The sequence below is a fragment of the Aeromicrobium sp. genome (assembly GCF_049586495.1).
GTDB lineage: Bacteria > Actinomycetota > Actinomycetes > Propionibacteriales > Nocardioidaceae > Aeromicrobium.
Genome location: NZ_JBAVCB010000088.1, coordinates 18,084 through 37,560, shown reverse-complemented (window position 1 = coordinate 37,560; position 19,477 = coordinate 18,084). Strand labels below are relative to the sequence as shown.

General features: G+C 67.1%; 20 protein-coding genes and 1 tRNA gene. 4 read left to right on the top strand and 17 right to left on the bottom strand.

From position 1 onward, the window contains the following. Positions 1-289, bottom strand: a 289-nt coding sequence (locus WB508_RS05100) for a metalloregulator ArsR/SmtB family transcription factor (protein WP_423843797.1), incomplete at its 3' end; no start/stop codon positions are given. Positions 290-364: 75 nt separating this feature from the next. Here WB508_RS05100 and WB508_RS05095 point away from each other — a divergent pair. After that, the gene (locus WB508_RS05095; protein ID WP_423843796.1) at positions 365-736 is read left to right on the top strand and encodes an ArsI/CadI family heavy metal resistance metalloenzyme; all 372 of its coding nucleotides are present in this window, start codon (positions 365-367) and stop codon (positions 734-736) included. Here the strand turns inward: WB508_RS05095 and WB508_RS05090 are convergent. Together WB508_RS05090 and WB508_RS05085 are read right to left on the bottom strand one after the other, a co-directional pair. After that, positions 737-815: transfer RNA gene (locus tag WB508_RS05090), tRNA-Gln, on the bottom strand. A 9-nt stretch (positions 816-824) separates the two neighbouring features. Continuing rightward, positions 825-2,237 carry an amidase gene (locus WB508_RS05085; RefSeq protein ID WP_423843795.1) on the bottom strand — a complete coding sequence of 471 codons (1,413 nt, stop codon included), beginning with the start codon at positions 2,235-2,237 and terminating at the stop codon, positions 825-827. Between the two features lie 18 nt (positions 2,238-2,255). Here WB508_RS05085 and WB508_RS05080 point away from each other — a divergent pair, with 18 nt between their 5' ends. Together WB508_RS05080 and WB508_RS05075 are read left to right on the top strand one after the other, a co-directional pair. After that, entirely contained in the window at positions 2,256-2,747 is a 492-nt protein-coding gene (locus WB508_RS05080; protein WP_423843794.1) for a MarR family winged helix-turn-helix transcriptional regulator, read from the top strand. Between the two features lie 9 nt (positions 2,748-2,756). After that, complete coding sequence (locus tag WB508_RS05075; protein ID WP_423843793.1) at positions 2,757-4,538, top strand: ABC-F family ATP-binding cassette domain-containing protein; 1,782 nt, start codon at positions 2,757-2,759, stop codon at positions 4,536-4,538. Positions 4,539-4,542: 4 nt separating this feature from the next. Here the strand turns inward: WB508_RS05075 and WB508_RS05070 are convergent, their stop codons facing one another. The 6 genes from WB508_RS05070 to rsmI form a co-directional block, all read right to left on the bottom strand. Next, the gene (locus WB508_RS05070; RefSeq protein ID WP_423843792.1) at positions 4,543-5,463 is read right to left on the bottom strand and encodes a 4-(cytidine 5'-diphospho)-2-C-methyl-D-erythritol kinase; all 921 of its coding nucleotides are present in this window, start codon (positions 5,461-5,463) and stop codon (positions 4,543-4,545) included. A 9-nt stretch (positions 5,464-5,472) separates the two neighbouring features. Next, the gene (gene rsmA / locus WB508_RS05065) at positions 5,473-6,360 is read right to left on the bottom strand and encodes a 16S rRNA (adenine(1518)-N(6)/adenine(1519)-N(6))-dimethyltransferase RsmA (protein WP_423843791.1); all 888 of its coding nucleotides are present in this window, start codon (positions 6,358-6,360) and stop codon (positions 5,473-5,475) included. Then, entirely contained in the window at positions 6,324-7,376 is a 1,053-nt protein-coding gene (locus WB508_RS05060) for a ubiquitin-like domain-containing protein (protein ID WP_423843790.1), read from the bottom strand. The genes rsmA and WB508_RS05060 overlap by 37 nt, the downstream gene beginning before the upstream one ends. A 102-nt stretch (positions 7,377-7,478) precedes the next feature. Next, complete coding sequence (locus WB508_RS05055; protein WP_423843798.1) at positions 7,479-8,318, bottom strand: TatD family hydrolase; 840 nt, start codon at positions 8,316-8,318, stop codon at positions 7,479-7,481. After that, a complete protein-coding gene (gene metG / locus WB508_RS05050) occupies positions 8,318-9,892 on the bottom strand; it encodes a methionine--tRNA ligase (RefSeq protein ID WP_423843789.1) in 1,575 nt (524 codons plus the stop codon). Before metG ends, WB508_RS05055 begins: the two co-directional genes overlap by 1 nt. Before the next feature lie 10 nt (positions 9,893-9,902). After that, entirely contained in the window at positions 9,903-10,730 is an 828-nt protein-coding gene (gene rsmI / locus WB508_RS05045) for a 16S rRNA (cytidine(1402)-2'-O)-methyltransferase (RefSeq protein ID WP_423843788.1), read from the bottom strand. A gap of 32 nt (positions 10,731-10,762) precedes the next feature. Here rsmI and WB508_RS05040 point away from each other — a divergent pair, with 32 nt between their 5' ends. Further along, positions 10,763-12,244 (top strand): dolichyl-phosphate-mannose--protein mannosyltransferase, encoded by a 1,482-nt coding sequence (locus tag WB508_RS05040; protein ID WP_423843787.1) that lies wholly within the window; start codon positions 10,763-10,765, stop codon positions 12,242-12,244. A gap of 92 nt (positions 12,245-12,336) precedes the next feature. Here the strand turns inward: WB508_RS05040 and WB508_RS05035 are convergent, their stop codons facing one another. The 8 genes from WB508_RS05035 to WB508_RS05000 all read right to left on the bottom strand — a co-directional run bounded on the left by WB508_RS05035 (position 12,337) and on the right by WB508_RS05000 (position 19,446). Further along, positions 12,337-12,894, bottom strand: a complete 558-nt coding sequence (locus tag WB508_RS05035) for a TetR family transcriptional regulator (protein ID WP_423843786.1) — start codon at positions 12,892-12,894, stop codon at positions 12,337-12,339. A 2-nt stretch (positions 12,895-12,896) separates the two neighbouring features. Then, positions 12,897-13,127 carry a rubredoxin gene (locus WB508_RS05030; protein WP_423843785.1) on the bottom strand — a complete coding sequence of 77 codons (231 nt, stop codon included), beginning with the start codon at positions 13,125-13,127 and terminating at the stop codon, positions 12,897-12,899. Further along, positions 13,124-14,317, bottom strand: a complete 1,194-nt coding sequence (locus WB508_RS05025; protein ID WP_423843784.1) for an alkane 1-monooxygenase — start codon at positions 14,315-14,317, stop codon at positions 13,124-13,126. Before WB508_RS05025 ends, WB508_RS05030 begins: the two co-directional genes overlap by 4 nt. Before the next feature lie 66 nt (positions 14,318-14,383). Continuing rightward, positions 14,384-15,259 (bottom strand): type II secretion system F family protein, encoded by an 876-nt coding sequence (locus tag WB508_RS05020; protein WP_423843783.1) that lies wholly within the window; start codon positions 15,257-15,259, stop codon positions 14,384-14,386. A gap of 8 nt (positions 15,260-15,267) precedes the next feature. Continuing rightward, the gene (locus WB508_RS05015) at positions 15,268-16,218 is read right to left on the bottom strand and encodes a type II secretion system F family protein (RefSeq protein ID WP_423843782.1); all 951 of its coding nucleotides are present in this window, start codon (positions 16,216-16,218) and stop codon (positions 15,268-15,270) included. Continuing rightward, entirely contained in the window at positions 16,215-17,582 is a 1,368-nt protein-coding gene (locus tag WB508_RS05010) for a CpaF family protein (protein WP_423843781.1), read from the bottom strand. The genes WB508_RS05015 and WB508_RS05010 overlap by 4 nt, the downstream gene beginning before the upstream one ends. Then, entirely contained in the window at positions 17,579-18,769 is a 1,191-nt protein-coding gene (locus tag WB508_RS05005; RefSeq protein WP_423843780.1) for an AAA family ATPase, read from the bottom strand. The genes WB508_RS05010 and WB508_RS05005 overlap by 4 nt, the downstream gene beginning before the upstream one ends. Further along, positions 18,766-19,446, bottom strand: a complete 681-nt coding sequence (locus WB508_RS05000) for a hypothetical protein (RefSeq protein ID WP_423843779.1) — start codon at positions 19,444-19,446, stop codon at positions 18,766-18,768. The genes WB508_RS05005 and WB508_RS05000 overlap by 4 nt, the downstream gene beginning before the upstream one ends. Between the last annotated feature and the right edge of the window lie 31 nt (positions 19,447-19,477).

Below are 19,477 nucleotides of genomic sequence, written 5' to 3'. Positions count from 1 at the left end.
CCAGCGCTTCGGCGCTCACTCGGTAGTAGACCCAGACTCCGCGCTTGTCGCGGTCGAGCAGCCCTGCCTCGCACAGGACCTTGAGGTGGTGGCTGATCGTCGGCTGCGACAGGTTGAAGGCGTCGTTGAGATCGCACACGCAGGCCTCGCGGTCCTGATGGCACGCCACCAGCGACAGCAGTCGCAATCGCACTGGGTCGGCGATCGCCTTGAGCATGACGGCCGCCTGCTCGGCGAGCTCGGTGGTCAGCGGTTCGCGAGTCAGCGGCGCACAGCACAAGATGGGCATGCACAACATATTGACATCTGTCTATATGTAGCGCAACGTAGGAGACATCGACATCCATCAATATAGGAGATCATCATGTCCCGCCTGCAGCTCGCCCTGAACGTGGAGAACCTCGACGAATCCATCGCGTTCTACTCACGATTGTTCGCCACCGAGCCCGCCAAGGTCCGCCCCGGCTACGCCAACTTCGCCATCGCTGAGCCGCCGCTCAAGCTGGTCCTGATGGAGAACCCCGGCACGGGCGGCTCGATCAACCACCTCGGCGTCGAGGTCGACAGCACCGACGCCGTCGACGACGTCCAGGCCCGGCTCACCGGTGAAGGCGTCACGTCCACGGACGAAAGGGACACCACCTGTTGCTACGCGCGACAGGACAAGTTCTGGGTCGAGAACACCCCGAACGGCGAGCAGTGGGAGATCTACACCGTGCTCGAGGATGCGAGCTAGCTCCCCGGGCAGGAGTCGAACCTGCGTCGCTAGTCCTGATTCAAAGTCAGGCGGGCCCTGCCGGCAGACCAACCGGGGATCGGTCGTTTCAGTCTAGGCCGCGCTCGATCTGGCCCGCCAGCGACATGAGCCGGACGTCGTCGCCGGGCCGGGCGATGAGCTGGACCGCGAGCGGCAGACCCTTCGTCGTGGCTCCGGCGGGCATCGAGACCGCCGGGGTGCCGGCATGATTCCACTGCGCCGTGTACGCGTAGAACCCGTTCATCGCGAGCACCAGCCGCACGGCACCGAGCCGGGCCCAGTGGCCAACGGGAATGGCGGGCCCAGACATCACGGGGGTCAGCAGGATGTCCACGTCGAGCTCGTCGTGGATCGAGGCGCCGAACTCCTCGCCCTTGCGATTCGCCCACCGGACAGCCCGCGCTCCAAAGGGGGCGCCCAGACGCGCAATGGCGCGGGTGCGCTCCTCCAGCCGGCTCGGGTCGTGCACCGATTCGGTGCCAACCCGGATCCCACTCAGGTAGCGAACGGTCAGTGCCTTGGCGCCGAGCCGATAGGGGATCTTCACCTCGCGCACGTCGTGCCCTGCAGCCGCCAGCAGCGCGACGGTGCGGTCCAGAGCGGCGCGGACGTCGGGATCGAGCGCGTCGGGCCGCGTCGCTGCTGAGGCGCTGAGTGACCAGCCGATCCTCAGCGGCTCGGGATCGCGGACCGCAGCTTCAGACAGCGCGTCGGGAAAGCTGCCGAACGTGTCGAGGAACATGGCGCTGTCCGCCACGTGGGGAGCGACGCAACCCTGCGTCGAGAGACCGTGCCACCCGCCGCTGCTGGGCACGAGACCGTGCGACGGCTTGAAGCCCACCAGCCCGCAGCAGGCGGCCGGGATGCGGATCGAGCCGGCGCCATCTGACGCCGTCGCGATACCGACCGCGCCCGCTCCCACGAGCGCCGCAGAGCCGCCTGACGAGCCGCCGGGCGTGTGGTCGGTGTGATGTGGATTGCGGGTGATGCCGTGGGCTTCGGTCTCGGTGAACCCCATGATCGCGAGCTCCGGCAATGTCGTCTTGGCCACGATGACCATGCCCGCCGCCCGGATCGCAGCGACCAGGTCGGAGTCCTCTGCGGCCGGCCTCGTCTGAGCGTGGCTGCCCAGTCCGGTGACCTTTCCGGCCATGTCGAGATCGTCCTTGACGACGATCGGCACCCCGAGCAGTGGTCCCTTCTCGCCCGCGGCGCGGCGACGATCGGCGTCATCGGCCGCAGCCAGCGCCTCGTCCCGGAAGACCGCAACGGTGGCGTTCAGACGAGACTGCTCGACCTCGATGGCAGCAAGCGTGGCCTCGGTCAGCTGGCGCGACGTGGCCTCGCCGGCGGCAAGAGCTTCGGACTGGCGGGCGGCACCCAGGGCCGTGAGAGCGGTCATGGCTGGACGGTATCGGATCGACGGCGCGTAGGCCTCATCAAGAATCTCGACATCAAGAATCTTGAGGATGGTTGCCAACCCGGCTAACCTCGGGTCATGGAGGACGAGGTCGACCGGCTGGTGACGGCATGGAAGCGCGAACGTCCCGACCTCGACGTGACACCCATGCAGGTGCTCAGTCGGATCACGCGCCTGGCGCTGCACCTGGACCGCGCCCGCCGCGAGGCGTTCGCTGACCACGGACTGGAGACATCAGACTTCGACGTCCTGTCGGCCCTCCGCCGCTCTGGTGAGCCCTATCAGCTCTCCCCCGGTCAGCTGGTGCAGCAGACGCTCGTCACCAGCGGCACCATGACGCATCGGGTGGATCGACTGGTCGGCAAGGGCCTGGTCGACCGACTCCCAGATCCCTCGGATCGCCGAGGCGTTCTCGTTCGCCTGACCGCAACAGGCCGTTCGAGCGTCGACGGCGCGTTCACGGCGTTGTTGGCTCGAGAGCAGGATCTGCTCGCCGATCTCGACCCGTCCGCGACGGCGCAGGTGGTCGATGCCCTACGCACCCTCTCGCTGCCTTTCGACGGTTCCTAGACTCACCCAGTGGCCCATCTTCTCGGCGTTGAACAGATCGCGCTGGACTTCCCGACCAAAACCGTCTTCGGATCGGTGACGATCGGCATCGACGAAGGCGATCGCATCGGCATCGTCGGGCGCAACGGCGACGGCAAGTCGACCCTCCTGCGCATCTTCGCTGGCCTCCTCGAGCCCGACTCCGGCCGGGTCACGACCCGCGGCGGCGTCGACATCGCCATGCTCGACCAGACCGACACCCTGGATCAGACGCAGACCGTCGGACTGACCGTGGTCGGCGATCGCGACGAGCACGAGTGGGCTGGTGATGCGCGGATCCGCGACGTGATCGCGGGCCTGGTCTCTGACATCAGCTGGGATGCGATCATCGGGACCCTGTCGGGAGGGCAACGGCGACGAGTTGCCCTGGCCGCGCTGCTGGTCGAGGACCATGACGTGCTGTTCCTCGACGAGCCCACCAACCACCTCGACGTCGAAGGCATCACCTGGCTGGCTAAGCACCTGAAGACCCGCTGGGCGAGCAACGCTGGCGGCCTGCTGGTCGTCACGCACGACCGGTGGTTCCTGGACGAGGTCTGCAACGCCACGTGGGAGGTGCACGACGGAATCGTCGAGCCCTTCGAAGGCGGCTACGCGGCCTACGTCCTGCAGCGCGTCGAGCGCGACCGGCACAGCGCCGCCACCGAGTCCAAGCGTCAGAATCTGATGCGCAAGGAGCTCGCGTGGTTGCGGCGAGGAGCTCCGGCCCGCACCTCCAAGCCCAAGTTTCGGATCGACGCGGCCAACGCCCTGATCGCGAACGAACCGCCAGCCCGCGACCCCATCAAGCTGCAGCAGATGGCGACGGCGCGGCTGGGCAAGGACGTCGTCGACATCCTCGACGTGTCCGTGTCGTACGACGAGCCGGTGCTCCAGCACGTCGAATGGCGGATCGGCCCGGGTGAGCGCACCGGCATCCTCGGCGCCAACGGGTCGGGCAAGTCGACCCTGCTCGGACTGGTCACGGGCGCTGTCGAGCCATCGTCGGGACGGGTGAAGAAGGGCAAGACCGTCAAGGTCGTGACGCTGACCCAGGAGCTCGACGAGCTCAAGGACGTCGGCTCGGACCGGGTCAGCGACGTGGTCGGCCGTCAACGCACCGCCTACGTGTCCGGCGGCAAGGAGATGACTCCTTCGCAGCTGCTGGAGCGGCTCGGCTTCTCCAACGCCCAGATGGCCACGCCGGTCAGGGATCTGTCTGGCGGCCAGAAGCGGCGCCTCCAGCTGCTGCTGATCCTGCTCGACGAACCCAATGTGCTGGTGCTCGACGAGCCCACCAACGACCTCGACACCGACATGCTGGCCGCGATGGAGGATCTGCTGGACTCGTGGCCCGGAACCCTGCTGGTCGTCTCGCACGACCGCTACCTGCTGGAGCGCATCACCGACCAGCAGTACGCCATCCTCGACGGTCATCTGCGGCATCTCCCCGGGGGCGTCGATCAGTATCTGGAGCTACGCCGCGAGCAGGACCGTCAGCGAGCCTCCGCCGGTACGCCGGCACCCGCACAGGAACCCTCACACGAGCTCAGCGGTGCGGAGCGGCACGCAGCTCGCAAGGATCTCGGATCGGCTGAGCGCAAGCTCGCGACCGTGCTGAAGCGGATTGCCGCGCTGGAGGCGGAGATGGCGGCCCATGATCCCGCCGACTATGCCGGCCTGGCCAAGATCGCCAAGCAGGTCGCCGAGGCTGAGTCGAAGCAGGCTTCGATCGAGGAGCAGTGGCTCGAGCTGTCCGAGCGGTTGAGCTGAGACGTCAGCCGACGAGGCGGGCGCCCGGGACGGGCCCCCGTGACTGGATGACATCGGCGCACGACGCGGCACTGCTGAGGGCGATCGAGATGTCGAGGCTGTGCTGCTCGTCCTCGGCCAGGAACATGGCGGTGGGACCCGACCCGGACAAGATGGCGCCGAGCGCTCCGGCCTCCAGACCGATCTCGAGGGTGTCGGTCAGCTCCGGTCGCAACGAGAGCGCCGCCTCGGTGAGGTCATTGGACAGATGATCGCCGAGCGCGTCGGCGTCACCGGCACGCAGCGCCGCCATCAGGGCGTCAGGCACCTCGGGGTCGCGGACCTGCTGGCCCTCGGTCAACCGGTCGAACTCGGCGAAGACCGAGGCCGTCGAGAGCCCGTGAACGGCCGTGGCAAAGACCCAGTGGTACCCGCCGCGGGCCAGGACGGGACTGACCATCTCGCCTCTCCCACCACCGACGGCCGTTCCGCCGTGCAGCAGGAAGGGAACGTCGCTCCCGATCGTCGCCGCGATCTGATCCAGATCGGCCCTGGACAGACGCGTCCCCCACACCTCGTTGCACGCCAAAAGCGCCGCTGCGGCGTCGGCCGAGCCGCCTGCCATCCCGCCAGCCACGGGAATCACCTTGCGGATCGCCAGATCGACGCCATCGGTGACTCCCGTGAAATCCTGCACGGCACGGGCCGCTCGAACGGCGAGATTCTCGTCATTCTCCGGAACGACGACAGATTCGGCGTACGCATCCATCTGGGCGTGCACCGACACCGTGATCTGCCCGTCGTCGCGAAACGTGGCGCGGACCTCGTCATGCAGATCGACTGCCTGGTAGACGGTGGCCAACGGGTGAAACCCATCGGGTCGCACCGGTCCCACCCCCAGGCACAGGTTGATCTTGGCGGGGACCCGCACGGTCGCAGACGTCACCCGTTCAACCTAGTGGGAGATGTCCCGAAACTGTCCGGCGAGTCGGACGAAGTCAGCGAGCGCCAGCTGCTCGCCGCGTGCCTGCGGGGAGATGTCGGCAGCGACCAGGGCTGCCTCGGCCGCCGACGGCGAACCGGCGAATGAACCGAGCGCTGCGCGCAGCGTCTTGCGGCGCTGCGCGAATGCGGCATCCACGACGGCGAAGGTGCGGCGCCGCAGATCCTCATCGCCCGGTGGCGCATGACGCGTCCAGGCCACGAGAGCGGAGTCGACGTTCGGCGCGGGCCAGAAGACGGTGCGACCGATGTTCCCTGCCAACCTCAGGTCGCCATACCAAGCCGCCTTGACGCTCGGCACGCCGTAGGTGCGGGAACCGGGACCGGCAGCCAGCCGGTGCGCGACCTCAGACTGCACCATCACCAGGCCGGACTCGATCGTCGCAAACTGTTCGAAGAAGTGCAGCAGCACTGGCACCGAGACGTTGTACGGCAGATTGGCCACCAGCGCGGTCGGCGGCGCGCCTGGCAGCGAGTTCACCTTCATGGCATCGGCCACCACCAGATCGAAGGAGCGGCCGGGTGCCTGAGTGTCGATCGTGGCCGGCAGCTGTGCCGCAAGCACCTCGTCGATCTCGACTGCGGTCACGTGGGCCGCGACCTCCAGCAGCCCCAGCGTCAGCGACCCGAGGCCGGGGCCGATCTCGACGACGACGTCGTCAGGCCCGATCCCCGAGGTGCGCACGATGCGTCGCACCGTGTTGGCGTCGATGACGAAGTTCTGTCCACGCTGCTTGGTGGGACGGATGCCGCACCGCGCCGCCAGCTCTCGGACATCCGTGGGCCCGAGCAGCCGGACTGGCGTCAGCGGACGCCGATCTTCTTGCTGCACGACGGCCACTGGCCCCAGCCGGCCTTGGCCTGCAGGATCTTGGCACGCTTGGTCTGCTCTGACGGACTGGCGTCAGCCGGGTTGCCCGATCCGCCCACGCTCTGCCAGGTGCGGATGCTGAACTGGTACAGACCGAAGTACTTGTTGCCGTTGTTGGCCCGCGGGTTGCCGCCCGACTCGCACTTGGCCAGCGCCGCCCAGACACCGCTGACCGGTTCGACCTTGGTGCCGCGCTTCTCGACCTGGGTCACCGGCTTGGACAGCACCTCGCGGTCCAGCACGTTGCGCTCTCGCAGCTCGCCGTCGGCATAGACCAGCTCGACCTTCTCGCGGTTCTCGCCCTTGACGCCCCGGGTGAGGACGTCGACTTCACCTTCGGCTGCCTCGGGATCCTTCTGGACGTCGACGGTGAAGTCGACCGGAACCGTCTCGGTCTTCTCGACCTTCTTGATCCGCACGACCGTGATCTTCTGATCGGGCTCCACGAACGAGAAGATGCTCGGCTCGACTTCGTCATCGCTGCCCAGGGCCACACCGGCCTCCTTGAGCGCCATGCCGACGGTGGGAGCCGTGGTGGCGAGCTCGTGCTTTTCGCCATCGGCCTTGACCAAGAGATCCTTGGTCGTGCTGACGACGAGAGTGTTGTCGGTCCGGCTCAGTGCGGCGTCAGGGCCCTCCGACACGAAGGCATCCTGAGGAACGTCGACCGCGAGATCGTCGAGCGCATCGCTGACCGTCTGCTCGTACACCGTGTGCTCGGTGACGGTGCCATCGACCGACAGGGTCACGGGCTTGGCGAAGCTGACCTCGATGTCATCGCCGTCGGACAGCTGGTGGCCGGCGTCCAGATTGACCCTGTCGACGGGCCGGACATCGATGTCACGAGCTGACAGAACCTCAGAGACCGAGCTGCCGAAGGTTCGGATCGTGTGGCTCGAGCCCTCCACGGTCAGGGTCACCGAATTGCTCATGGCGCCGTAGGCGGCCGTGCCGCCCCCGAGCAGCAGAACGATGGCTAGATTCAACGCGATGATGGGAAGGGTCCTGCGGGTTCTTACGTGACTCACAAACATCCTGACCGGTCGAGAACACAGCAGCGTTCCACGATACCGGTGCTTTTCGACAGGTCAAACTCGCTGCGGCCACCCACCGCCGAACGCCTGGTCGGTGTTGGCATCGATCGCGCGGCACATCAATGGCACCTCCAGTCCCAGAACCTCGCTCATGAAGCGCACCGTGAGCGGAATCAGAAACGACGCGTTCGGGCGACCGCGGTGCGGTACGGGTGTGAGGAAGGGCGCATCCGTCTCCACCAGAATCCGGTCGATGGGCGTGACGCGCAGCGCCTCACGCAGATTCTCGGCGTTCTTGAACGTGACAGTTCCGGCGAACGACAGGTACGCACCCCGCTCGACACATGCACGGGCGAAGTCCGCGTCGCCGGAGAAGCAGTGCATGACGGTGCGCTCCGGCACACCCTCGTCGTCCAGGACGGCCAGAACGTCCGCGTGCGAGTCGCGATCATGGATCACCAGTGTGCGGTCGTGCCGCGTGGCCATCTGGATGTGTGCGCGAAAAGACGCGTGCTGTGGGCCACGGCCGTCCTCACCGGTGCGGAAGTAGTCCAGGCCGGTCTCCCCCACGGCCCGCACGTGCGGATCGGCGGCGAGCCGGTCGATCTCGGCCAGCGCGTCGTCGAGCCTCCCGGCTTCGGCGAGTCGGGGTGCCTCGTTGGGGTGCAGCGCCACGGCCGCGACGACCGAAGAGAACGCGCGGGCCGTGTCGACAGCCCATCGCGAGCTCTCGACATCGCAGCCCACCTGCACCACGCGAGTCACGCCGACGGCCGCGGCACGGTCCAGCGCCTCGTCGATCCCGAGCGAGGGCGCGTGATCGAGGTGGCAGTGGTTGTCCACCACGGGCGAGGGCAGCGGTTCTGGCGTGTCAGGCCAGCCGGGTGTGTGCATCACGCTTCGATGCGCGGGAACAGCGACGCCGGCTTGGTCACGGTGGCGCCCATGGGCAGCTGGTTCCACCTCGCCGCGTCGGCGATGCGCTGGTCGGCCAGAGGTCCCAGGGCGATGTCGGCCCCGAGCGAGTGCCACAGAATCTCGGTCGCCTTCGGCATGATCGGTGCCAGCACGATGGCGAGCACGCGCAGCCCCTCGGCAGCGGTCGCGAGGATGGTGCCGGTTCGCTTCATGTCTTCCTTGGCGACCTGCCACGGCGCCTGGTCGGCGAGATACCCGTTGAGCGCATCGACGATCCGCCACAACGACGCCAAGGCCTCGTGTGGCGCGAGCGCGTCGATGGCATCGTCAGCATCGGCAACCGCGGTGGCGGCGAGGTCGATGATGGCCTGCTCTGCCGGGGTCACGGAGTCGACTGCGGGCAGCTGACCGCCTGCGTACTTCCCGATCATCGCTGCCACCCGAGAGGCCAGATTTCCCAGCCCGTTGGCCAGATCGGCGTGATAGCGCGCGTGCATGTCCTCGTACGAGATCGACCCGTCGCTGCCGAACGTCAGGGCCCGCGCGAAGTAGTAGCGGTAGGCGTCAGACCCGAACTCTGAGACCAGCTCGTCGGGCCGGATGCCGTTCGCCTTGCTCTTGGACATCTTCTGCCCGCCAACCAGCAGCCAACCATGGGCGAACACCCGATGCGGCACCGGCTGGCCAGCCGCCATCAGCATGGCCGGCCAGATGACGGCGTGAAAACGGGCGATGTCCTTGCCGACCAGGTGCACGGCTGGCCACGTGTCCTCGAAGCGCTCAGCGTCAGTGCCATAGCCGATCGCCGTGACGTAGTTCAGCAGCGCCTCGATCCACACGTACATGACGTGTTCGGGGTCCCAGGGCACCTCGATGCCCCAGTCGAAGGTCGATCGCGAGATGGACAGATCACGCAGACCCCGCGACACGAACGAGACGATCTCGTTGCGTGCGGACTCCGGCTGGATGAATTCGGGGTGCTCCTCGTACAGGTCGAGGAGTCGCTGCTGGTAGTCGGAGAGGCGGAAGAAGTAGTTCTCCTCCGTGACCCGCTCGACCCGGCTCCCGTCGAGGACGGACACCGTGAAGCCGTCGTCATCGCCCTCGCCGTCGCGGACGTCGTCATCGCCGACGAACTCCTCGGCCCCGACGGAGTACCAGCCGGAGAACCCGCCCTTGTAGACCGCGTCGCGCTCGTACAGGTCTTTCCAGAACGCCTGCGATCCGTCGAGGTGGCGCTGCTCGGTGGTGCGGATGAAGTCATCATGAGCGATGTCGAGCGTCTGGAGCATCGGCTTCCACTCGGTCTCGACCAGTCGGTCGACCCAGTCCTGCGGGCTGGTGTTGTTCTGTTCGGCCTTGCGCAGAACCTTCTGCCCGTGCTCGTCGGTGCCCGTGAGGTACCAGACGCGTTCGCCGCGCTGGCGGTGCCAGCGAGCGAGAATGTCGCCCATCACGGTCGTGTAGCCGTGTCCGATGTGGGGGGCGTCGTTGACGTAGTAGATCGGCGTCGTCAGGTAGAAGACCGGATCGGCAGGCTGCTCAGGCACGGGGACCATCCTAGTGAGCGGCGTCGAAGACGATCTTGCGGCGTGCCCCGGTGCGCGCAGCGACCTCGGCCACCGCGTCCTTGCGACTCAGACCAGTCGTGGCCTGCACCTCGTCGACCAGGGCGCGCAGGTCATCGGTCGTCCACTCGCGCTGCGCGGCCGATGCTCCCTCGACCACCAGCGTCACCTCCCCCCGGACGCCGTGCTCCTGCTCGGGCACCCACGCCATCAGTTCGTCCAGCGTCCCCCGCACGACCTCCTCGTGAGTCTTGGTCAGCTCGCGGCACAGGGCCGCGCGCCGATCGCCACCCAGAGCGTGGGCCAGCGCGACCAAGCTCGCCTCGGTGCGGTGCGGTGACTCGAAGAAGACCATGGTGCGTGGCTCGGACGCGAGCGCGCCGAACGCCCGCGCTCTCTCACCGGCCTTGCGGGGCGGGAAGCCCTCGAAGCAGAATCGGTCGACCGGCAGACCCGAGACGGCTAGTGCCGTCAGCACGGCAGACGGTCCGGGCACGGCCGTGACGTCCACGCCGGCTTCCACCGCCGCCGCGACCAGCCGGTAGCCCGGATCCGAGACGCTCGGCATCCCGGCATCAGTGACCAGCAGCACCGTCGATCCGGCCCGCAGGTGCTCCAGCAGGTCCGGCGTGCGGCGCTCCTCGTTGCCCTCGAAGTACGACGTGATCCGGCCCGTGACGGTGACCCCCAGATCGCCTGCGAGCCGGTGCAGACGACGCGTGTCCTCCGCCGCCACGACGTCGGCGCTGCTGAGCAGCTCGCGCAACCGTGGGCTCGCGTCGTCGGCTCGCCCGATCGGAGTGGCCGCCAGAATCAACACGGCCTCATCGTCGCACTACTAGGCTGGGCCGGGTGCGAGCGTGGGGGTGGATCGGGCCGATCGGGGTCGCGCTGCTCGCGTTCGCGCTGCGGGTGTGGGACGTGGCGCAGCCGCGCATCCTCATGTTCGACGAGACGTACTACGCCAAGGACGCCTGGTCGCTGCTGCAGCACGGGTACGTGCAGGACTTCGCCGACCAGGCCAACGACCAGATCGCTCGCGGGGACCTGACCAACCTGATGACCGGCGAACCGTCATGGGTGGTGCACCCCGAGGGTGGGCGCCTGCTGATCGCGATCGGCGAGCAGCTGTTCGGACTCGACGCGTTCGGGTGGCGCATCTCAGCCGTCGTCGTGGGTTCCCTGACGGTGCTCCTGCTGGCCCGACTCGTGCGCCGGCTCACCGGGTCGACCGTCCTCGGCTGCTTCGCCGCCGCGCTGTTGGCCTTCGACGGGGCCCATTTCGTGCTGTCACGGCTAGCCCTGCTCGATGTGTTCCTCGCCTTCTGGATCCTTGCCGCTGTCGCATGTCTGGTGGCCGATCACGACCAGGCGGTGGCGCGCGACCGCATCCGCGGCTGGTTCCGCCCGTGGCAGCTGGCCGCTGGGGTGTTCTTCGGCATGGCCTGCGCGACCAAGTGGAGTGGGGTGTACTCGTTGGCGGCGTTCGGACTGCTGGTCGTCGTCTGGGAGGTCGTCGCACGCCGGGACCGCTGGACCGCTCTGCTGCGCACCGGCGCGCCCGCTTTCGCTTCCATCGTGGTCGTCGCTGGCGCGGTCTACCTCCTCACCTGGACCGGCTGGCTCGTCCACCACGAGGCGTACGAAGCTCGCTTCGGCTTCGGCTACGGCACCTACTCCGACCCGTGGGGCGCCTACCTCGATCGCTCGCCGTCAGGCTTCCTCGGCGAGACGCGTGACGCCCTGCGCTCGCTGTGGCACTTCCACGTCATGACCTTCGACTTCCACACCCGCGGACTCGACGCCGCCACTCACCCGTACCAGTCCAATCCGCTGGGCTGGCTCGTGCTGGACCGCCCGGTCGGCGTCGATGCGCAGAACGACCTGCCGGCAGCCTCGTGCGGCGCTGCGGCCGACTCCAGCTGCATCCGGGTGGTGACGATCCTCGGCAATCCAGCGGTCTGGTGGGCCGGCTCCGTGGCAACCGTCGGATCGATCGTCGCGTGGATCATGACTCGGCAGGGACGCTGGGCCGTGCCGGTCGTCGGTGTGCTGTCCGGCTGGTTGCCCTGGTTCTTGAACGACGACCGTCCGATCTTCTCCTTCTACGCCGTCACGGTGCTGCCGTTCATGATCGTCGCGATCGCCATGCTGGCCGATCTCGCCTATCGGTCCGCTACCTCGGTGCGCGGTCGCTACGTCGTCATGGTCCTCGCCGGGGCACTGGTGGCGACGGCGATCGGGCTGTTCTGCTACTTCCACCCGATCCTCACCGACCAGCTGGTGCCGTATGACACCTGGTACAGCCGGATGTGGTCGCCCCGGTGGATCTAGGGGACCGTGAGTCCGCTAGCGAACCCAGGAGCGGCTTCGGTCACGAGTCGTTCGCCCGTGCGGCGCTCGACCGGGTTTCCACACCCGCCGGGTCAAACTGAGGCACCGCGCAGAGCCAGGCCCAGCAGCCATCCGATGTCCGCGGCGGTCTCCTCGGGGCGCTTCGACGGTCGGGTCATGGCCGACAGCACCCACCGGACGACGGCCTCGACGCAGACAGCGAGCTGATCGGGAGTCAGTCCGGTCGGCGGGTAGAACTCGTTCACCGCCTGCTGCACGGCAGCCGTGGCCGTCTCCACGATCTCCCCCGACTCGGTGGTCAGGATCGTGAGGAAGTCGTCGTCGCCTCCGGCGCCGGTGACGCTGCGCACGAGCACGCTCTCCTCACCGAGCAGCAGCACCGCTGCGCACGCCGACCGGATGCCGGTGATGATGTCGTCGGCGTCGGCCATGCGGTCCCGGACGAGTGTGAGGAATCGTGCCAGCTCCCGCAGGGCCAGCTGCTCGGCCAAGCCGTGCTTGGTGCCGAACTCGTTGTACACCGTCTGGCGACTGACGCCGGCCGACTCTGCGACCCGCGCCATCCGCACCGCGCCCCAGCCCTCGGTCTCGATCAATGCATGCGCCGACACCAAGAGCCGATCACGCACGCTCATGATGGTGGTGGATTCCTGGTTTCCGCCGAGATGATGTTGCCGTCCTGGTCGTTGCGCTCGAACTGCTCGATCGGCAGAAAGTCGATCTGGTCGCGCACCCCGCAGTCGGGGCAGGTCCAGTCCGGATCGATGTCGGCGAATGCCGTGCCAGCTGGCCAGCCCTCGCGCGGATCGCCACGCTCCTCGTCGTACACGTACTCGCAGTTGGGGCAGATGTACTGGCTCATGCCGCCACCTTCCCGTACCGGCGCTCGTAGGTCGCAGCGACGCGTGGGTGCAGGTTGGCGCTGGTCAGGTCGCCGTCGAGGTGGTCCATGACCCGATGATCCATGACCCGTCGCCACAGGTGCGGGACACAGGCGAGCACGATCATGCCGGCGTAGCCTGTCGGCAGCACGGGAGCATCCTTTGAGTCGCGCAGCGCCTGGTACCGCCGGGTCGGGTTCGCGTGGTGGTCGCTGTGTCGCTGCAGGTGGTACAGCAGCACATTGGTCCCGATGTTGTTGGAGTTCCAGCTGTGACTCGGGTTGACCCGCTCAGGTCGTCCGCTCTCCAGCACGCGACGCTTCATGCCGTAGTGCTCGAGGTAGTTGACCGATTCAAGCAGCCAGATGCCTGCGAGCGCCTGGATGATGAGGAAGGGCAGGATCTGCCATCCGAAGGCGATCATCAGCCCGCCCCACAGCACGACGGAAAACGCCCAGGCGTTGAACAGATCGTTCTTGATCGACCAGTGCGACCTGCCCTGACGATCGAATCGCTTCTTCTCCAGGCGCCAGGCGCTGCGCAGGCTGCCGCTCATGGTGCGGGGCAGGAACTCCCACAGCGTCTCGCCGAGGCGAGCGCTCGCCGGATCCTCCGGGGTGGCCACCCGAGCGTGGTGGCCCCGATTGTGCTCGATGTAGAAGTGGCCGTAGAAGGTCTGCGAGAGGGCGACGCGTGCGAACCAGCGCTCGTGCTCCTTCTTCTTGTGGCCGAGCTCGTGCGCGGTGTTGATGCCGATACCGGCCACCATGCCGACAGAGACGGCCAGCCCGAGCTTGTCCACCAACGCGAGGGATCCATCGAGCCCGGGCAGCGTGCCACCGCCGAACAGGTAGGAGGCCCAGATCAGACCCGAGATCTGCAGCGGGATGAACGCGTAGGTGATCCGGCGGTAGTAGCGGTCCTCCTCCAGCGCCTCGATCAGCTCGTCCGGGGGGTTGTTGGGGTCAAGACCGGCGATCAGGTCGGCGAGCGGGACGATCACGAACACGAAGACAGGTCCGAACCACCACGAGAGCGCGGAGCCCGTCCAGGCGTACAGACCCCACGTGCCCAGCGGCAGGATGGGGATGATCGTCCCGATCAGCCACAGGTACCGCTTGGTGTCGCGCCACTGGACCTGCTGACCGTCAACCGTCGCGTGAATCGTCATGCGGAATCACCCCTTCTTTACAGAAAGGTATTGAATGTAAAGCGGGGTGTCAAGGGTCGACGCAGATCAGAACATGGCCACCGCGTTGAGGATTCCGGGAGCCAGCACGACGATGAACAGCACCGGGAAGATGCAGGCCATGAGCGGGCCGAGCAGCTTGACCGAGACCTTGCCGGCCTTGCCCTCGGCGCGGAGCTTGCGTTTCATCCGCATCTCCTTGCTCTGGATGCGGACCATCGACGACATCGACGACCCATGTTCCTCAGCCTGGATGACACCCCGAACGAAGGAGGTGAGGTCCTCTGACTTGCTCCTCTTCTGCAGCGCCTGATAGGCATCGCGCCGGGCCATCCCCAGACCGATGTCCTGAGTCGTCCGTACCAGCTCCTCGGCCAGGGGACCCGTGCCCGAGCGAGCGGTGGCGGCCATGGCAGCCTCGAACCCCAGGCCTGCCTCGACCGAGATGACGATCTTGTCGAGCACGTCGGGAAGATCGCGCTGGAGCTGCTCCTGCCGCTCGGTCGCCCGGCTGTAGATCAGCAGATCGGGGACGAAGTAGGCCACCACGACGGCGGCGAGGCCCATGCCCGTCATGATCGGGGATCCGCGGTCAAGCACGAAGGAGGAGACCGCGAGGAACATCGCCACCGGCAGCACGACCTTGACCAGCGCGATGTTGCGGGTCGACCACGGGGCCGGGTGACCGGCCAGGACGAGATTTCTCTCGATCCGCCCGAACAGGCCCCCGGGCATCACGTAGCGTTCGGCGCCCTCGAGCCGATCGACCTGGCGCATGCGCTGGGCGCCGGGGTCATCAGCGCCTGGCACCTCGGTGGGCAGCAGGCGGGCTCGGATCGTCTTGTCGGGCAGGGCGACCAGCCCCGTCCCGACCGTCAGGGCACCGATCGCGCCGGCGATGAGCACAATTCCCACGATGACCATGACCGCCCCTAGACCTTGATGTCCACGATTTTGCGCATCCACAGGTACCCGGCCGCGTAGAGCAGAGCCGACAGCGTCAGGAGGACCCTCCCGACGCCCGAGACGAACAGCGGATCCATGTAGCCGGGGCGCATCACCGTGTAGGCGAGTCCGAGCGCGATGGGCAACCCCATCAGGACCCACATCGAGGCCTTGCCTTCTGAGGCATAGGCATTGATCTTCTCGCGGATCTCTGCGCGGTCTCGGATCGTCTCCGCCACGACGTCGATGATGTCGTTGAGATTGCCGCCGGTGTCGCGCTGGATCTCGACCGCCTCGGCGAACCAGCGAAAGTCCTCGCTGCGCATCCGTTCCGCCGACTCCAGCATCGCCTCCACGAGGTCACGACCGACGCGGTTCTCGTTGACGATGCGCGTGAGCTCGTCCGACATGGGAGATTCGGCGTCCGATGCGACCGAGGCGACCGCCATGGTCAGGCTCTGGCCGGCGCGCAGGGCCGACGCCAGGATGCGCAGTGTCGGGTCGAGCTGAGACTCGAATCGTCGACGCCGGGCGGCGGATCGCGTCTTCAGCACCACCTTGGCGACCGCCGGGACCATCAGCATCGACAGCACGCCCGCCACGACGCCGCCCAAGATCACGAAACCCATCAAGAAGCTGGCTGCCGACCCGATCAGGATCCAGGACAACACGACGCTGGCCGGCTTGTGGATGTTTGCCTCCTCCAGCTCGCTGGCCCGAAAGGGGATCCAGCCCCGCTGGCGCAGCAGCAGATCCATGCCCTCGACCAACCCGCGGTACGCACGCCGGTGGATCGGCTCGGGCGGGGCGGTGGTGCCGAGCCGTCGCTGCTTGGAGATCCGCGGGACCGAGGACCCGAGCAGCGCGTAGCCGATCGCCGCGACCGATCCTGCGAGCAGCGCAGTCCCACCCACCAGCATGGGCGTCAACCCCATCATCGCCGCCGCCGAGGCGCGCCCGCGAAGACACTGAGATCGAAATCAATGCCCATCTCCTCGAACTTGTCCGAGAAGCGCGGGCGCACGCCCGTGGGCTCCTGAACACCGAGAAATGTGCCGGCAGCATCGACTCCTGCTGCGAAGTCGAACACGAAGGCGTCCTGCAGCGTGACGACATCGCCCTCCATCCCGATCACCTCGGTCACGTGGGTGATCCGCCGGGTGCCGTCTCGCAGCCGCTGGATCTGCACGATCAGGTCCACCGCTGACGCAACCTGTTCGCGGATCGCACGCAGCGGCAGATCCATGCCAGCCATCAGGACCAAGGTCTCCAGACGGGCGATGCAGTCTCGGGGCGAATTCGAGTGCAACGTGCTGATCGACCCGTCGTGGCCGGTGTTCATCGCCTGCAGCATGTCGAGCGCCTCGCCGCTTCGGCACTCCCCCACCACGATGCGGTCCGGTCTCATGCGCAGCGAATTCCTGACCAGGTCGCGGATGCTGATCTCGCCGCTGCCCTCGATGTTGGGGGGCCGGGACTCCAGCTGGACCACATGATCCTGCTGGAGATTCAGCTCGATCGCATCCTCGATCGTGACGATCCGCTCGCCGGTCGGGATGAAGCTGGACAGCACGTTGAGCAAGGTCGTCTTGCCAGTACCGGTTCCGCCGCTGACCAAGATGTTCAGACGCGCCTCGACCGCGGCGCGGAGCAGATCGGCGATCTGCGGTGTCATCGACCCGAATCCCACGAGGTCTTCAGCGGTCAAGGGGGTCTCGGAGAACTTGCGGATCGTCAGCGATGAGCCCTTGACCGCCAACGGGGGGACGACGGCGTTGACGCGCGACCCGTCCGAGAGCCGGGCATCGACCATGGGCGACGACTCGTCGATCCGCCGGCCGACCTTGCTGACGATGCGCTCGATGGCACGACGCAGGTGCGGCTCGGAGGCGAAGCGGGACGAGCTGAGCTCGATCTTTCCGTGGCGTTCGACGTAGATCCGGTCAAAGCCGTTGACCATGATCTCGCTGACGGCCGAGTCCTGGAGCAGCCGCTGCAGAGGTCCCAGTCCGAGCGCATCGTCCTCGATGTCCTGGATGAGCCGGTTGCGCTCGTCGAGGGTCAGCATCAGCTGTTCGTCGTCGATGATCGAGATGAGCTCCTCGCGAACGATGTCGTGCAGCGCCGCTTCTGTCAACGAAGAGTCGTTGATGCGCGAGCCGATGCGTTTGAACAGCTCCTCAGTGACGCGCGCCTTGACGGTGGCCACCGCGTCGGACGGTGCCGCCGGCACGGGTGTCACGGTGGCGATGTGCGGCGCCATGGGCCCGGATACCGAGGCCAGGCGGTCCGAGATGCTCACGCGACCTCCAGGCGGCGATGCTTGTTGTCGGCCGCCGGCGCCGTGCGCTCCAGGCGGGCGAGGAGCGCACGGATGGCCTTGACGAACGGTTCGCCTCGCTTCTTGTGCAACATCAGGGGCTGGCCGTGGTTGGCCGCCAGCTGCACGGCGCTCGATCGCGGTATGACGACATCGACCGGAATCCCGACCACTGCTTCGACGTCCTTGACCTTCATGCCACTTTGCCGGTCGGCGAGATTGAGAACGAAGCTGCGTTCGACCGGCATCAGACCCAGCTGCGTCAACAAGTCCACTTCTCGCCGCACGCTGCGGACGCTGGCCACGTCCATGGTTGACACCAGGACGATCTCGTCGGCGACCTCCAGCGCGGCCAAGGTCGGCTCACCGAGTCCGGCAGCGGTGTCGACCAGGACGCACGAGAACTGGGTTGACAGCTGCTCGAGCAGACGATGGATCTGCGGCCCGGTCACGTTCTCGTTGGCCGCCGGCGAATCCGCCCCGCACAGGACGAAGAATCCGGAGGAATGGGCCGTGAGCATGGTCTTGAGCACCAAGTTGTCGGCGGCGGCATCCGGGCCGAATGCGTCCTCCATGGTCCGAGCCGGCGCGAGATCAAGGGTCGCGGCGACGTCGCCGAACTGCAGGTCGAGATCCACCAGCACCACGTCGTGCGGCATGGTCTCAGCCATCCCGATCGCCACGTTGGTCGCGATGCTCGTCTTGCCGACACCTCCCTTGGGCGAGACGACCACGATGGTTCGGCTCGCCTCTGACGGCACACTCGCCGCAGCAGGAGAAGCGACCGTCGCTGACGCGGGCCCATGCATCTCGGCTCGCCGCATCATTTCGACGAAGCATGCTTCAGACGATGACGCCGAGACCATGTCGCGAACTCCAGCGCGCATGGCCTCGACCGCCGTGTCGGCCGAATGCTCTCCGACCAGGACCAGGTCGATGAGTGGATACTGCAGGTGGGCCGCGGCAGCGATGCCGAGAGCGTTCGTGAGGGGGACCCGTGCTCCCAGCAAGATCAGGTCTGGCAAGGACTGTGGATCCAGGATGCGGACCACATCGAACGCCGACCAGTCAGTCCGCTCGGTGCCAATCGCCACGAGCTGCGTTCCCGGCAGCACGCTCATGCGAGCAATGAATGCCTCGTCCGCCCCGAGAACCAGCAGGCGCGTCACGGTGTCACGTCCTTGCGGTCGATGACGCCACCCTCGTGCTTCGTCAGCTCGTTCTGCTTGGTCAGCCACACCCGGCCGAACAGACCGGCGTGTGCGATCTTCTTCGCGATGTCCTCGTCGACAGCCACGGTGACAATCGCCGAGCCCTGGGCGCTCTCGGCCAGGTCGGTGACATTGGTGCCCATCACGAGGGCGCGATCCTCGACCATCACGGTCTCCTCCGGGTTGGTGTACCCCGCGATGACGCCCACGAGATCGCCCTCACGGAGGTCGCCAGCGACCAGCTGCGCCGTCTCGAGCGAGATCGCGATCTCCTGCAATCCCTCGGGCACTCCGCCGAGCTCCCCGCTGGCGGCCCCGGGCTCGACCATCCGGGCCGCGAGCAGCACCTCTCCGGGCTCGAGCGGCACCGACGTCACGAGCCCGGCGACATCTTCCATGGTGCGAACGGCTCCCTTGGGCACTGTCTTGGAGGGAATCTTGACGGTCGTGGTGGCCGCACGGAGCTCGGCTGCAGTCGTGCCGACCGCGATCTGCTCGGTGATCTGCACGACCGAGGTCAGCTTCGCTCCTTCATAGGCGCGCCGGTCGGCATCCTTGGCCCACATCAGCAGGACGAGGACTCCTGCCAGCGCGAGCACGCCTGCCGCGATCACTGCGACGACTCTCTTGTTCATGAACGGCCGATTCCCTTCATCGATACGTGGG

Coding starts and splice junctions, on each gene's coding strand:
- WB508_RS05095 (WP_423843796.1), top strand. CDS start 365: ATGTCCCGCCTGCAGCTCGCCCTGAACGTGGAGAACCTCGACGAATCC.
- WB508_RS05030 (WP_423843785.1), bottom strand. CDS start 13,127: ATGAGCCAGTACATCTGCCCCAACTGCGAGTACGTGTACGACGAGGAG.
- WB508_RS05080 (WP_423843794.1), top strand. CDS start 2,256: ATGGAGGACGAGGTCGACCGGCTGGTGACGGCATGGAAGCGCGAACGT.
- WB508_RS05025 (WP_423843784.1), bottom strand. CDS start 14,317: ATGACGATTCACGCGACGGTTGACGGTCAGCAGGTCCAGTGGCGCGAC.
- WB508_RS05000 (WP_423843779.1), bottom strand. CDS start 19,446: ATGAACAAGAGAGTCGTCGCAGTGATCGCGGCAGGCGTGCTCGCGCTG.
- WB508_RS05020 (WP_423843783.1), bottom strand. CDS start 15,259: ATGGTCATCGTGGGAATTGTGCTCATCGCCGGCGCGATCGGTGCCCTG.
- WB508_RS05055 (WP_423843798.1), bottom strand. CDS start 8,318: ATGCACACACCCGGCTGGCCTGACACGCCAGAACCGCTGCCCTCGCCC.
- WB508_RS05015 (WP_423843782.1), bottom strand. CDS start 16,218: ATGATGGGGTTGACGCCCATGCTGGTGGGTGGGACTGCGCTGCTCGCA.